Here is a 13,411-nt window from a genome sequence, read left to right as displayed (position 1 = left end):
TCGCCTCAGGCGAGGTCCATACGTCCCATAAGCGGCCTGAGGTCCCCGCGGGTTGCATGTACACACCGGTGTGTGCGTGTGTCTGCATGATGCATCACCTCCGTTTTGTCGACTATACGTGCTCGGTTGCCGGCTCCGTGGAGGCTGTGGGTGCTGCGAACCGGATGCTGGTCAGCTTCATCGTCCCGGCGCGGAGCGGCAGCGTCACTGAAGCGTGGATCGTGGTGAGAAGGTTGGTAGTCAAGGCGGTGACTGTCGGGGTGGAGTCGTCAGCGTTTGCCTGAAATCCGACCGGTGTGGGTGATCTGGGAGCAACTTCTGCGTCAGCTGCGCACAGCGCCACTGCTGAGATGACAAGGTCCTGCCGGTGGGGTTCGACGACGAGGTCAGGCCACAGGCTCACCCGCCGAACTCGAAGCCCAGCAAGGGGTGGAAGGTTTGTGAGCGGCGGGTCGGTGCGGTCGCCCCACGCAGGGTCAAGGAGACGTTCGGCGGTGATCTGAGACAGTTCAGTTCGCACCGCCGTGTAGTCCTCGGCGCTGAGCACCCCTGTTAGGACCGCTCGAGGGAGCGGGACCTGCGATTCGGGGTGCTCGTTCCGGATGTCGGCAAGTGGGAGGAAACTGCCCTTCGCAGTGATCCGCACTGGCAGCGTCGCGTAGACGTAGCGGATGAACGGGTTGAAGTACATGCCACGGGTCTCAGCGATGACCAGGTCCAGGATCGTCGCGGTACGAACGTCGACGCGGTTGGCGGCGTCGCGGGCCGCTTCCGGCTTGAGCACGATGGTCTTTCGCGGTGACCCGTACGCGTTGACACCCGTCTCGACACCGAACCGCGAGTCGTGGTCCGCGACGTTGACCACGTCAGGCACCCAGGGGCCGTAGTGGTTGAACACCCAGTCGATGTCAGTGATCTGCCGGCCGGAGTCTTGCACGGACCGCCAGTCCGCGAGGTACACCAGCTTCGTCAGTCGTGCGTTGGAAAGTTCGGATTTGTGCGGGTAGCGGGCGCAGAGGTACGCGACGATGTCTGCGAGATGCTGTTGCTGGGTCATGTTGTCACCTCCTCCTCGTCGTCGTCGGGCCGCGCTTCGATGGGGTTGTTCAACGCGATCAGTCCGCGCAGCGCTGCCGCTGTGCCGCCCTTCAACTCGATCTCATCGCCGAGGTGACTGATGGCGGGGGATTTTGCTTCGGTGGATTCGACGGCGACAACACCGACAGGCTCGTTGCGATCATCGGTCAGCGGTACCACATCGTAACAACGCGATTTCATGCCCAGTCCTTCCACTTCTCTGCCGATCAGACCACCGCCGTGGACTCGATGCCACCCGTTGTACTGTTGCCGGTTCTTCTGTGGCGGCGCCCCATCGACGGATATGCGGCGGTTCGTCTGCGCCACGAGACCGATGAGACCGAAATCAAAGTCGTACCGGCGCTCGCGTGTCTCCTCCGAGATGGTGCGGTACACCTGGTTCCCGCTCCAGCGGCACACCACGGCGAGTTCGCCGGCGTCGAGGCGATACACCGTGACGCGGTCTTCTGCTGCGAGGCCGTGCGCGGTGGCGGCCGAGCGCATCACCTCGTCAGTAATATTTTTCGCATCTTCGACGACTTGGGTGAGCACGTCGTTGTCGCTAAGGAGTTGCTGGTTCTTCTTCCGCACGGCGATGAGGTCCTCACCAAGCTTTGCTTGCTGTCGCGCCGCGAGCCGGCCGAGGACGAACCCTGTCAACGTCGTGGCGGTACCGACGATGAAGGCTGCGATGTACGAACCGGTCCAGTTCTCCCACGCAGGCTCCGCCGACTTCACCAAGCCACCAACGCCCAGAATGACGGTGCCGCTGTACGTGAGTGTGGGGTGCAGCCACGGACTGTCGCGCATCCACCGTCCGATGGTCCGCAACGGGTTCACGTCAGTGGTGTTCGCCGTCGGCTGGACGCCGCTCACGAAGCCTCACCGACTGCCCTGCACATCGACATCAGTTTAGGAACACTCAGCATCATGCGCGCGGCGACGCACGGGGCAATCCGTACTCGCGTGGGGTGTGCCGCGAGCCTGTCGCGGTCTCGGGAAGCGCTTCCGTCACGGACCGGTGCGCAAGGACATGAGGTAGCCCGGCCCGCTCGGTTCGACATCATCGAACCACGAGAACGGGTGTCGGGCGGTGAGAATGGCGGGCAGCGCAGTGTGCCCGTCTATGTTGTCGGGCTCGTCCGCGGAACGATGTTCGGCGCTGCCCTCTGACAGTCGGACGCGGTGTACAGAGCGCAGGTCGGGACTTGTCTGCGCTCCTAGACAGTCGCCGCTTGAGGGGCTTCTGGCAGCGGCGTTCTCCCGACCACGACGGCGCCTTTCAAGGTGCACGCGCGCCACCCTTCGTGGACCGAGCCCACAGAACCGTCCCGGGCACTCATCGTCACGTCGCAGCCGCACTCGCCGGCAGCGGAGATGTCCAGAGTGGCGGGTCCTGCAAAGTCGGCACTGGTGCCGTCGTCACCGAGCCATGCTGTTCGGGTGCCGGTGAATTAGAGGGTCTTCGCGACGGTGAAGACGTGGTGGCTCAGTTGCTGCTGTTTCGACTTCCCGAGATTGGTTTCGTGGCCGTCGACGCCGAACTGGTGCAGGGTGTTGAACCCCGGCGAGGCAAGGAATCGGCCGGGCGTTGTCTTGGCCTGCTCGGCGTCCAGGTGTGCTATCGCCTGGAGCAGCTTCACACCGACGGGCGGGGCACCGGCGATACGATCGTCGGAGAGGAAGTGCTGCACACGCAGCTCGTTCGAAGTTGGGTCCTGGAAGGTCATATGCACAGCGACGGCACCTGCGCCGTTGCCACCCCCTGACGGGTATCGCGGCGGCTTCGGGTTGAGGATCGTAAAATCGCCAAATCCATCTGGGCTGTACGACTTCGGGTCAAGGCAGAACGGCGACTCCGATGGGTAAAGAGCATTTGTGACCGTCGTGAAACGCGACTCAAGCGCGACGACAGGAACGCCAGCCAAACCTGTGCGGTAGTCGGTGACGTTGACGCCCGGGCTGATGAAGACCCGCGGTACTCGAGAGCCGAGCGCCGTCGCGAAATCCTTCGGGGGAAGGCCTGCGCCGAGCACAACGAACGCCACCTCCCGGTTTGGGTAGGCGGCGAGGAATCCCGACACATCCGATGCCGTCGTGCCCGTAAACACATGCATCGTCGGGATGACAAGACTAAGCTGCGCAACATACGGCGCCGTTGCCGTGGGGAATGCTGCCTGCGCGCTGAGCGTCTGGAACGCCCCGCGGGTCGGGTTGACCACCAAGTGTGTTCGAACGCCGGCGGCGAGGAACGTATCGAGAAGCTTCGTCAAGTCGTTCGGCGGTGTATACGGCTCGAGGATCGGAAACACCCTTTGGAGACCGCCGAGGTGCGGTGCGACGTCGATGAGCGCATCACGTTCGGACTGTTTGGTGTAGAAGTACGGAAAGTACAATTGGGCCCCCATGGTTGAACTCCATGCTGGCCGGATGTGACGGGTACTCAAACACCCCAAACGGGGGGTATTGGTTGCTGCAGTCGCCGTAGCAACCGTTCTCCGGCCGCTTTCGACAGTGTCGCGGAATACGCCAAGGCTCGAGCTGATTGCGGCAGCTCCGCGTGCGCTGCCACCCTCGTCGCCTGCATTCCCCGGAGTCGCAGCGCGTTGACAGCGCCGCGATGCGCGTCCGCCGAGTCCAGTGCTGCGAAAGCGGAACGGAGCGCTTCCCACCGTTCCGCGGGACCTCCGTCCGCGTTCGCCGCCGCGGCACCGACCACACGTTCCGCTTCTGCGCGCCGTAGGAGCCCGAATATGTGCTCCGAGCGCAATCGCGGACGGTTCGATTGGGCTGGGCGTACCTCGGTCAGGGCCCCGTTCCGGCGGAGCGCAAGCACCCCAACGTGGTCCGGCACGTACCGTTCCGCTGCAATCGCTCGCGCGTCGGAGACCACGACGTGAACGAACTCGATGCGGCTGCTGTAGTCCCTGATCTGCGAGTCGAGGCGGGCGAACGAATCGAGGTCGGTCTTGATCTCGTACACGGTCGACGTGCCGTTGAACACGGCGACATCGGCGAAGGAGAAGCCAACCGGGAGCTCGAGGATCGCGGACGCTGTCGTTGGACGGTGCCGGCCGAAAACGATGTTGGAGACGATTGTGTTCTTGAACACGTACTCGTTGCGGTAGTCGCGGCGCAACGTGGCATACGCGGCGTCGAACACATCCGCCATCGTCCGGGCACCTGCCGCGCCCGCCGACGGCGCTATCCGCGCCAGTCGAGTCATGGCTTCCAGCGGTTGCTGTGTCGACAGGCTGCGGAACGTCGCAGACGACAGCACCGCGGCGACATGCGCGATGTTCTGTTCGACCGTCACTTCGTTCCGCACCGCAGCAGCATACGCATCGAAGGCAGCGTCAGGAGTCAGCTCGAAGGCAGCGTCAGGAGTCAGCGAAAGCGAAGCGGGTGCTGGGGAGATCATGCATGGCCCATGCCGCCTCAGGAGAAGCAGGCGCCATCGGTGCCAGTATCCCTCCCGGTCATCCCCGCCGTCACGCCGCGCATTCGGCGCTGGAGAACCTCCGACGACACGATCGATGACGTCTTCGGGTGCGTCGACGACGACGTCCGAGCATCCTCAGGACGGGTGCGCCGAGAGTGCCCGGTTTCGTCCGCGCGCCACGACTGGTGAGCGATTGGCGTGCGCCGCGCGGGCCCGGTTGCCAGCACTGGTCGTAGTTCGGCACTGGACGTGCGTGCTTGCTTTTTAACGGCTTTGGCAACACCGTTTGCCGACGAGTCGAAACCACCGGCGAGGTACGCTCATCACATGGCTGCCGGCATAGCAAAACACGCGTTCATCTCCTACGTGAAGGAAGATAAGGACGCCGTTGACCGGTTGTGTCGCGTCCTGGACCGCGCCGGGGTTCCATATTGGCGTGACCGGAAGGACCTCGCACCTGGGGATGCGTGGCGGGCGAAGATTCGTTCCGCAATCCGCGACGGATCGTTGGTGTTTCTTGCCTGCTTCTCCGATCAGTCACGGGCACGTAGCAAGTCCTACATGAACGAAGAGTTGACGCTCGCGGTTGACGAGTTCCGTCAGCGTCCGCCGGGCGCAACCTGGCTCATCCCAGTCCGATTCGACGAGGGTGAGGTTCCCGAGTGGGACCTTGGCGCCGGTCGTTCGTTGACGGACCTGAACTACGCAGACCTCTTCGGTGAGAGCTACGCGGAGGAAGCAGCGGGCCTTGTCGCCAGCGTGACAGCGGTGATCGGCACGGAAGTGGACCCCTCTGTGCAGGTGAGCGCCGTTGTCGCCGAAGCCGATACGGACGAGCGGAGCGCGCTACTGCGATGGCATACGAAAGCGATGCTCCCTGACTCGAGCCGACACATCGTCCTGGACGATCTGATTCGGCAGGAAACTCGCCGTGTCGTTGATGCGTTGACGGGGCCAGATTTTCCCACGTCGCCGAACGGCGTCCCGCAGGAGCAGATGCTCGCCTTCGCGGTGGAACAGGCGCTCGAGATGGTCCGGCTCGTGGAACCGCTCTGCTGGTCGATGCAGGTAGCGGGCCGCTGGGCGGAACCGTCAACCATGCGCTTATGGTGCGACGCGCTGAAGTCGGTCGCAGCCGCGGGAACGCAGGTGCAGAGCGGGTATACCGTCCTCGTGGCACTGCGGTCGCTTCCAGCGCTGACGCTGCTGACCACCGGCGTGCTCGCCGCCCACGCGTCGGGCCGGTGGGACAACGTGCACGCACTAACGTCGTTAACGATTCCGGACCAACGGCGGCAGGCCGAACTGCTTGTGAACCTGGTCACGCCGTGGAACGCGTTCGACTCCAACGAATTGCTGCCGAACGTCCTGGCGCGCTCGAATCGAGACGGCAGCGACGCCAGCGTGCACTTCGCTTCGCTGCGTGCGGGGCGGACACCGAAACTGCTCACGCCGATCAGTGACTGGCTTATGGCATGGCTGCAGCCGTGCTTCGATGAGCAGTTCGCGTCGAACGCGGAATACGAGAACGCGTTCGCCGCCGCCGAAACCTTCCTCGGCGTCCTCTCCGAAGATGCGGCCGCGACTAGCGAGCACCGGTTCGGGGGCTCGGCCTGGTATGGTCGCGACACGTGGCGAGACCGCTACAGCGACACGAACGTTGTCGACGACCTCCTCGCTGAAGCTAAGTCGGCTCAGGAATATTGGGCGCCGTTGCGCAGCGGGTTGTTCGGAGGCGATCACCGACGTGCCCTGGAAGCGCTCCGCAAGTACCGAGAGAACTTCGTTCGAGTGGCGCGCGATCGAAGCTGAGCAGTGGCCGTGTTGCGGGATGGTGCTTACCACCTGCAACGTACGCTGCGACTTCGAAACCGACATCAACTGTCAGTAGGTAGCGATGCCGTCACGCGGACGGTACGGGTGATCTCGTCCGGCCTCTCGGCGCCCACTCGGCCTCACTGCAATAGTGAGCCACCGCGGAAGCATTGCGGTAGCAGACCGGTCACCGGTTGCGCCTCACGATGCTTCGGGCGCTGGCGGGCCATACCGACCGTTGCCATTCAGGAGTTCGGCTGTCGGAAGGGACTGCTGCAGGTTCTGTTGACTCCTGGCGAGTAGGGGCATGGGGTCCTGCTGGAAGGATGTGCGCCATGGTGAAGGCGTATCCGGGAGAGTTCCGCCGTGACGTGATCGCGGTCGCCCGGAGAGGCGAGACATCGATGCGGCAGGTCGCGAAGGACTTCGGAATCTCCGAGACCTGTCTGGCGCGCTGGCTTCGGCCGGCGGGGCCCCCTCCGTTCGGCCGCGACGCGGTGGAGGTCTTTGCGTACCGTGACGCTCACGAAGGGGTGAGTAGGAGACGCCGCGGGGGATCTCGGCCGAGATCGGACTGCGGTTGGTCGGGATCGGCGGGGTCGCCGCACGACGCGAGCCTTCAGGGGTGGACCAAGCCGAGATGAGCGGCGACCTCTCGGACTGACGGCGTGTAGAGCGGTCGGCTCCGCAACCTGAATTCCTCGAGCTGCGGGAGGTCGAGGAGTGGTGACAGATCGCCGTCGGCGACATGCGTGCTCTCCCACAAGATCACCTCCCGCAGATGGGCGAGCCCCGCGAGAGGATGCAGGGATTCGATGCGGCCGCAATCGGCGATCGCGAGCCGAACCAGTGCCGTGAGTCTGCGCACGAAGTCGATCTGGTCGAGCCGCCTGCAGGACTCGATCCAGAGCGATTCGAGGCCGACAGCGAGCTCCGACAACGAACGAAAATCCTCGAGTCTGCTCGCGCCCACCACCTCGAGGTGCTGGAGCCGCTCGAACGCTTCTGCCCCTGCCAACGAGCGCAGTGCGGGACGATCTTTCAGCCGGAGACTCCGGAGTTCCGTGTGCCCCGTGAGTGGACGAAGGTCCGCCTCCCTGTAGTTGCCGACGTAGAGACTGCGCAACTGGGTCGTCGCGACGGCAGACTCCTTCACCTGGCCCAGTTCTCGACGCTGAGCGACCGGAGGCGCGGCAAGCGAGACAGGTCCAGGACGGATGTGCGTGCAGTCGCGATCGACAGCACCTCGAGTGTTTCCGCACTGGCGTAGACGGGAAGCAGGTCCTCGACGTCCCGCGCTGTCACCTGCAGTCGCCGAACGCGGAGGCCGTGGAGGAACGTGAGGTCCCCCGTGAAGCCCCGGGCATGGTTGAGCACGAGGCCGTCGGCGCGCCTTTGGTCCCACGCGTCGCGTGCCTCTGAACTCCAACGGTCACGGACGACCAGGTTCGTGACACCGGTGGTGTCGGATTCGAATTCGTATCTCATCGCAACGCGGTCCCGCCGACGGTGGTTTTTCATGACCGTACAGGGCTCCTGATGCTGATCGGACCACGGGTCAACTGTGATGCGTCTCGTTCCGCGTTGCTGCGCCCGGTCGCCGCAGGACCGTCGGAAGCGGTCGTCAGCGGGCAGAGTGGTCCTCATGGGGATCCCGGCGGCACGAGCGTGGGCCTCGATGACGGCGAGTGTGCTGCTGCTCAGTGCGTGTTCGATGCAGGGCGCCCACGACGGCTATCTGACCCTGACTGCCGGAGAGGCCACGCTGACCGCATGTCCTTCGGCAGGACCAGTAGCCGTGGAGACGTTGCGGACGTCCGCGCTGCCGACGTGTGATCCGGTCGGTCAGGTACTCGTCTTCCCCGACGGGGAACAACTCCAGCTCTCCGAGCAGCAGGGCGGTGGAGGCGCTTCGTCAAGTGCGACATCGAGCTACTGGTACGCCTACGAAGATGTCGGGAACTGGGGACTCGTTGCAGCCCGATCAGATTCCGAGTGCTCGGAAGTACTCGAGTGGGGCAATCCCGAGGCGCTTCGCCGTGTCCATGAAGCGTTCGGCACGGGATGGGCGTGCCGGTGACGGTGGAGGCGTAGGAGGGGCCGTGCGGATGTCGCAGCAGAGAAGCAACCAGTGTGGAGCTCCACGTGCCGGGCGGAGGAGGGCCGTCGGCCTCCGGTCGGCAGGACTGGGGCTGCTCGCTGTCGCCGTCCTCACGGGATGCGGCGAGGGTGCTCCGGCGACCACGGACGAGGCGGAGCACTCCGTGGTCACGTTCGTCGAGGAGACGACCAGCGTGGTTGGCGACGACTGGGACGTCAGCGACGGACCGGGCCTCGGGAAGTGCAGCCGCAGCTTGGGGCAAGGTGGTGTCCAGTACGTCTACGCCGAGGTGCGCTCCGCGAGCGCCGACCCGAAGGCTGACGTGGTTGCGGTGGAGCGCCATTGGAAGGAACTCGGGGTCACGACCGAGCGCTACCAGACCGGCGGCGAGGACCCGATCCTCGGGGTGCGGGGCAGAGGCGGGCCGGTGAGTTCCTCCGACTTCCGAGCGGATCCTCGGGGGTACACGATCGACGGTAGCTCGCTGTGCGTCGCAGGCGACTTCGACAAGATGAGCCGCGACACGCTGAACTGAGGGCATCCGTGTCGTGACGAGCGCAGAACCGATGTCCCGGCAACCTCCGCTCGAGGGTCCGCCTCCGCGCTTCGCCGAACTCTCGGCGTCTCGATGGTCTCGGTCGCGACGACGGTCGCGATCAGTTCTTCGAGGTCGTCAAGCGAACGACGGACACCACCGCCCAGTCCCTGTGGCGGTCAAGGGCGTCTGAGATGGGAGGTGCTCCTCTTGATCGGGAGCCAGAGTGCCAGTGATGCGCCGAGGGTGGGGACGAGCTGGTCCCCGAAGACGCAGAGAGTCGGCTCCCAGGGGTGGCCGAAGGTCCCGTTGGTCATGTCCGCTGTGACGAAGGCGTAGTAGTCGCCATCGGGATAAACCGTTGGGTAGTCGTCAACAGGGTCCCTCGGCGTGGTGTCGAGCGCTTCGGCGTGAGCGTCGAACCGGTACGCCGGATGCTGCCAGTCGAGTACGAACATCGAGTCGGAGCCAGGCAAGTCGGTGACGAAGCAGCGGAGGGCTTCGGCTTGGATCGCGTCGACGGAAGCCGCCCATCTCGAGCCGGCTTCGAGGCCGTTGAGGTCGAAGGTGACGGACGGAGTGGGGTCGTTGATCACGGGGGCTGCGAGCCCGCGGGAGCGATCGAATCCGAAGAGGTCGGTGAACCTAGTCCACACGGCGTCGTACTCGGCATGGTCGAGTTGCTGCCACGCTCGTCGCGAGATCGGTGGGTACTGAGCGTCCACATCGTGGACGGTAGAGCATGGAACCCCTTCTCCGGGGGTGGCTTGCCGCGGCTTTCTCGAGCAGCGCGGATGGGATCGGTCAGCGGACAGATGATCGCGGCGTTGTGGGCGCGGAAATGTGGTCATGCTGACCGAGCGGGTAGCGCTCGATCTCGCACCGAAGGCGTTGTCGCGCTCGAAGCGCGCGGAAGCCGGTCATCCCCAGGGCGGCGAAGTGGTTCGCTTCGTCCGAACGAAGAGCGCCGCAAACCGCATCGTCACTCCACGGGACACATACGCAGGCGGCTTTGACGAGATGAAGCTGTGACGCGCTGGACTGAGGGAGTGGAGCGGGCAGGTCGTGGTCGTTCGCTGCAGTTCCTGCGCAGCGATCACCACGTCGCCGAGGAAACGGAAGTCGCCCTCCGCCCGCCTTCGCTGCGAGCAGGTCCCACGCCGCACCCCACTTCGTGAGCGTCAGTACCCACTCCACGAAGACCTCGACGTCGTCGCTGCTCGGTGTGGATGCTCCGTCGTCGCTCGTCGCTCGTCGCTCGTCGCTCGTCGCTCGTCGCTCGTCGCTCGTCGCCCGGAATTCTCCCGAGCGTGCTCTGCAGGAACATCGGCGCACCGGTGCTGCTCACGCCGGCGGCGTCGTGCCGGCGCCCTCGGTGTCGTCTGCGCCGGCTGGGCCGGTGCCTGCCTGGTTGAGGTTCTCGTGCGGGTCGCCCATGTCACCGGTCGCCCGACCGATGGGCGACATCCCGAAGTGTCTGCGGACGGCATTCGCTTCGACGATCGACAGAGTGTTCCCGGCAGGGGAGGAGGGCGCCCCCTTGATCGCGCTCTTCGTGTAGCCGACGTGCAGGTCCGTGCCGTCGAACGAGGCGTCCTCGACCGGGACGAGCGTGGTGTCGCTCCCGAAGAGCCCCGCCCTGACGCTGATGAATGCAGCGCTGCCGTCGTCATCTGAGGGGAACACCTGCACAACCTTGCCGACCGATGCACCGTTGCGGTCTCGGACGGTCGCGTTCTCGACCTCATGGATCTTGCTCTTGGCGATCATGGGCGTAGTCAACGCCTCTGGCCTTGAGCGATCGTGTCAGGCCGTGCCCGAACTCGAACCCCAGTCAGCGCTGAGGTGAGGATCGGCGCACGGCGCGGTGTGCGGCCGAGACGGACAAGAGTGCGCCTCCTACGAGCACGACTGCGGCGACGATCACCGAGCTCGGCGTGCGGGGCGGCACGATGGTGATGCTCAGCGCGCACCAGACAACTGTCATCGCTCCGGAGACCATCGTCGGACTCAGAGCTGCCCGGTGTCCGATCCGCCAAGCCGCCTCGCTGGACATCGTGACCGGCGTCCGGACCCCGGCGAGCGCGTTGCGGGAGAGCTTCCCCCTGGCTGCGATCCAGGTCACCCACGTCACGAGGACAGCCGCGCCCATCTCGAGCGCCAATGCGAACACCGTCGGTCCACTCATCCTGTCTCACCGTGCGCGATCGGAGGAAGGCGCTGTCGTCGCATCGGCAACCGCCCGCACAGCCGCGGTGAGCGATGTTCCAGGGTGGTCTTCGCGGTAGTGCCGGACTTCCGCCGGGTCGACCTCAGCGTTGGCGGACAGCTCTGTCGGCTTGTTCGATCCCCAACGAGTCGTCGCCCACCACAATGTGGCTACTCCTGCGAAGCCCGCGAGGAGGGGGCTGAGGTACAAGCAGCCGTACGCGGTGGCGGCCACACCGATGACGACGCCTGGTAGTCGGATCCACTTCTGCATGCACAGCAGGATGCTGCGACCAACCAGTATGTGCAATACCAGCTTCGGAGGTGGGCCGTGGTGAGCGCGGTGCTCCCGGATGCGCGACCGAGGGCGGTGTTGGTGTCATCCGCTCCGGATGCGCTTCCACTGCGCCCGATCGAGGAAGTAGAAGTGGGCGCCGTACTCGTTCGGGCGGTCCTCGGGATCGACGCGCTCGACCGCGAACTCGACGCCGTGCAGCAGGAACCTGCCACGCGCGAGCTCCTGGAACCCTTCTGCGGCGAACGGGAAGCCGTCGCTGATCCCGTAGCTCAGCGACCCGTCGGGCCAAGCACGGTGCGTGTCGAAGTCCCAGAAGTCGACGTACCAGTCGCCCACCAGGCGCGGACGGACCCACCGCCGGTTCCACCACGGGCCCTCGACGTCATACGCATGGTCGGGCTGCACGGAGAGGTAGCCGGCGAGTTCGGTCGGATGGTCCGGGAGGTGCAGCGTGTACAGGTCCGCTTCGACACCTGCTGGCAGCGGCGGCGCGGACTCCTTGACCGGCCAGAAGAACACGACGACAGGGTACTTGCAGCTTGGGTCTTCGATGGCGCGCGCTGCGCGGCGGACGCGAGCCGAGCCTCCAGGCAGCCCGCTACCGGACCGATCCGGCGGCGACGTCGAGGGCTCACGAGTCGGGATACGGCAGTGTGCCGACCTCGGCGATGTCCCTGGAGCTGGTGCATCGGCGCCCGAGTGTCCCGTACGTGTTCGGCTCCGCTCGACCGGTTACCTTTCAGGTCCCCGGGGCACCCATCGCAGCAGGGGTTCGAGGAGGCCGTACCCAGTGCAAGCGACTGCCGCCGCGACGACCGCCCCGAGCGTGCTGGCCAAGATCACGTGGAGAGCGCCGGCAAGGAAGACGAACACCACCAATTCGGCGCACAGCTGTTGTGACCGTGGGCGGCCCGGCAGCAGCGCCCGCATCAGTCGCACGGGCCGCTCGCCGATCACGACTCCCGCGACGACGATCACCCCGAGGGCTCCTGCCACTGCCGGCATGGAGATGCCCGGACGAGCGCCTCCGAGGCCTGGAATGCTGCACGCGACGACGACTCCTGCGATGGCCGGCAACGCTGCGAACAGCAGCGCTGCGAGGAGCCACATCACGACGAGGACGGATCCTCCGATGGTCGGGTGGCGGTCCGGCTGGGAATCGTCGTCGCGTGGTCGCATCAGAGGCCGACGAAGACGACGATCCACTGTGCGGTGGTGACCGCGACGTCGTACGGGATGCCGACCTTGGTCAGTGCGAGGACGACGGCCCCCTGCTGGAACTGATCGATCTCCTCGACGACGTTGATGATCTTGTTGACGTACGGACGGATGGCGGCCGGCAGCTTGTTCGTCCCGTATCGAAGCGCGGCGACGACCGCCTTCTTCGCGATGGTCGTCCAGATGTTCCGGTGTACGGGGTCGCCGGTCGCGGTACTCGCGACATGCTCGGACGCAGCGAGTGCGGCTACTGCGCCCTCGGCGTCACCGGCCGCCCTCGCCCGCTCGGCGACCTCTTGCCAGTCGCGTGTGGTCCAGCCAGCGAGCGGCTGGACCTGAATGCTGTTCGCCCCGGACGGTGCCGCCGCAGACGCTGCCGTTGCGGCGACCGGCCCGCAGAGCAAGGCGGTGGCGACGACGATTCCCGTGGTCATGGTCAGAGTGCGCTTGGTCACGATGATCTCCCTTCCGGCGGCGTTGCCGGTTCATGTGCAGCGGATTGCTGTACCGAGATCCTGGCCGCCAGTATGAAAGATGTCAAACGTCATTCTGCCGGTCGGGTCTGCTCGGATGAGCGCTCGTCGTGGCCCGTATCCCGCTGATCGGGCCGACCGCGTGGTCCGTCGCCAGGCGCGGCCACGGCCGTTCGATCTCCGCGGAGAGCGACTGCGGTCCGGAGCGACGGAGTTCAGAACCACCGCAACCCGGGAAGCCGGA

General features: G+C 65.4%; 14 protein-coding genes and 1 pseudogene. 4 read left to right on the top strand and 11 right to left on the bottom strand.

Going from position 1 to position 13,411, the window contains the following annotated elements; genetic code table 11:
• Nucleotides 1-112: 112 nt before the first annotated feature.
• The 4 genes from FS641_RS16915 to FS641_RS16900 form a co-directional block, all read right to left on the bottom strand.
• Nucleotides 113-1,057, bottom strand: a complete 945-nt coding sequence (locus tag FS641_RS16915) for a Panacea domain-containing protein (RefSeq protein ID WP_144765949.1) — start codon at nucleotides 1,055-1,057, stop codon at nucleotides 113-115.
• The gene (locus FS641_RS16910) at nucleotides 1,054-1,953 is read right to left on the bottom strand and encodes a hypothetical protein (protein WP_144765947.1); all 900 of its coding nucleotides are present in this window, start codon (nucleotides 1,951-1,953) and stop codon (nucleotides 1,054-1,056) included. Before FS641_RS16910 ends, FS641_RS16915 begins: the two co-directional genes overlap by 4 nt.
• Nucleotides 1,954-2,531: 578 nt before the next feature.
• Nucleotides 2,532-3,473 (bottom strand): sce7725 family protein, encoded by a 942-nt coding sequence (locus tag FS641_RS16905; RefSeq protein ID WP_186317818.1) that lies wholly within the window; start codon nucleotides 3,471-3,473, stop codon nucleotides 2,532-2,534.
• Between the two features lie 47 nt (nucleotides 3,474-3,520).
• A complete protein-coding gene (locus FS641_RS16900) occupies nucleotides 3,521-4,498 on the bottom strand; it encodes a sce7726 family protein (RefSeq protein WP_144765943.1) in 978 nt (325 codons plus the stop codon).
• Nucleotides 4,499-4,846: 348 nt separating this feature from the next.
• Between FS641_RS16900 and FS641_RS16895 the strand changes: the two genes are divergently transcribed.
• Together FS641_RS16895 and FS641_RS18610 are read left to right on the top strand one after the other, a co-directional pair.
• Nucleotides 4,847-6,331 carry a toll/interleukin-1 receptor domain-containing protein gene (locus FS641_RS16895; protein WP_144765941.1) on the top strand — a complete coding sequence of 495 codons (1,485 nt, stop codon included), beginning with the start codon at nucleotides 4,847-4,849 and terminating at the stop codon, nucleotides 6,329-6,331.
• 338 nt (nucleotides 6,332-6,669) lie between these two features.
• Nucleotides 6,670-6,804: pseudogene (locus FS641_RS18610) on the top strand (transposase); the annotation flags it as partial.
• 149 nt (nucleotides 6,805-6,953) lie between these two features.
• Here FS641_RS18610 and FS641_RS16890 read toward each other — a convergent pair.
• The gene (locus tag FS641_RS16890) at nucleotides 6,954-7,490 is read right to left on the bottom strand and encodes a hypothetical protein (protein ID WP_144765939.1); all 537 of its coding nucleotides are present in this window, start codon (nucleotides 7,488-7,490) and stop codon (nucleotides 6,954-6,956) included.
• Nucleotides 7,487-7,822, bottom strand: a complete 336-nt coding sequence (locus tag FS641_RS16885; protein WP_144765937.1) for a hypothetical protein — start codon at nucleotides 7,820-7,822, stop codon at nucleotides 7,487-7,489. The genes FS641_RS16890 and FS641_RS16885 overlap by 4 nt, the downstream gene beginning before the upstream one ends.
• A gap of 776 nt (nucleotides 7,823-8,598) precedes the next feature.
• On the opposite strand from FS641_RS16885, the gene FS641_RS16880 reads away from it, so the two are divergent.
• The gene (locus FS641_RS16880; RefSeq protein ID WP_144765935.1) at nucleotides 8,599-8,970 is read left to right on the top strand and encodes a hypothetical protein; all 372 of its coding nucleotides are present in this window, start codon (nucleotides 8,599-8,601) and stop codon (nucleotides 8,968-8,970) included.
• A 179-nt stretch (nucleotides 8,971-9,149) separates the two neighbouring features.
• Here the strand turns inward: FS641_RS16880 and FS641_RS16875 are convergent, their stop codons facing one another.
• The gene (locus FS641_RS16875) at nucleotides 9,150-9,695 is read right to left on the bottom strand and encodes a DUF2716 domain-containing protein (RefSeq protein ID WP_222122124.1); all 546 of its coding nucleotides are present in this window, start codon (nucleotides 9,693-9,695) and stop codon (nucleotides 9,150-9,152) included.
• Nucleotides 9,696-9,813: 118 nt separating this feature from the next.
• On the opposite strand from FS641_RS16875, the gene FS641_RS16870 reads away from it, so the two are divergent.
• On the top strand, nucleotides 9,814-10,002 hold the full coding sequence (locus FS641_RS16870; protein WP_144765932.1) for a hypothetical protein: 189 nt from the start codon (nucleotides 9,814-9,816) through the stop codon (nucleotides 10,000-10,002).
• A gap of 312 nt (nucleotides 10,003-10,314) precedes the next feature.
• Here FS641_RS16870 and FS641_RS16865 read toward each other — a convergent pair whose 3' ends face one another.
• The 4 genes from FS641_RS16865 to FS641_RS16850 all read right to left on the bottom strand — a co-directional run bounded on the left by FS641_RS16865 (nucleotide 10,315) and on the right by FS641_RS16850 (nucleotide 13,149).
• The gene (locus FS641_RS16865; protein ID WP_144765930.1) at nucleotides 10,315-10,740 is read right to left on the bottom strand and encodes a PRC-barrel domain-containing protein; all 426 of its coding nucleotides are present in this window, start codon (nucleotides 10,738-10,740) and stop codon (nucleotides 10,315-10,317) included.
• Nucleotides 10,741-10,804: 64 nt separating this feature from the next.
• Entirely contained in the window at nucleotides 10,805-11,158 is a 354-nt protein-coding gene (locus tag FS641_RS16860; protein WP_144765928.1) for an SdpI family protein, read from the bottom strand.
• A 399-nt stretch (nucleotides 11,159-11,557) separates the two neighbouring features.
• Complete coding sequence (locus FS641_RS16855) at nucleotides 11,558-11,995, bottom strand: hypothetical protein (protein ID WP_144765926.1); 438 nt, start codon at nucleotides 11,993-11,995, stop codon at nucleotides 11,558-11,560.
• Nucleotides 11,996-12,654: 659 nt separating this feature from the next.
• Entirely contained in the window at nucleotides 12,655-13,149 is a 495-nt protein-coding gene (locus tag FS641_RS16850) for a hypothetical protein (protein ID WP_144765924.1), read from the bottom strand.
• Nucleotides 13,150-13,411 lie beyond the last annotated feature (262 nt).

The sequence above is a fragment of the Curtobacterium sp. 9128 genome (assembly GCF_007673775.1).
Taxonomy (GTDB): domain Bacteria; phylum Actinomycetota; class Actinomycetes; order Actinomycetales; family Microbacteriaceae; genus Curtobacterium.
This window is presented reverse-complemented; position numbering and strand designations above follow the sequence as displayed.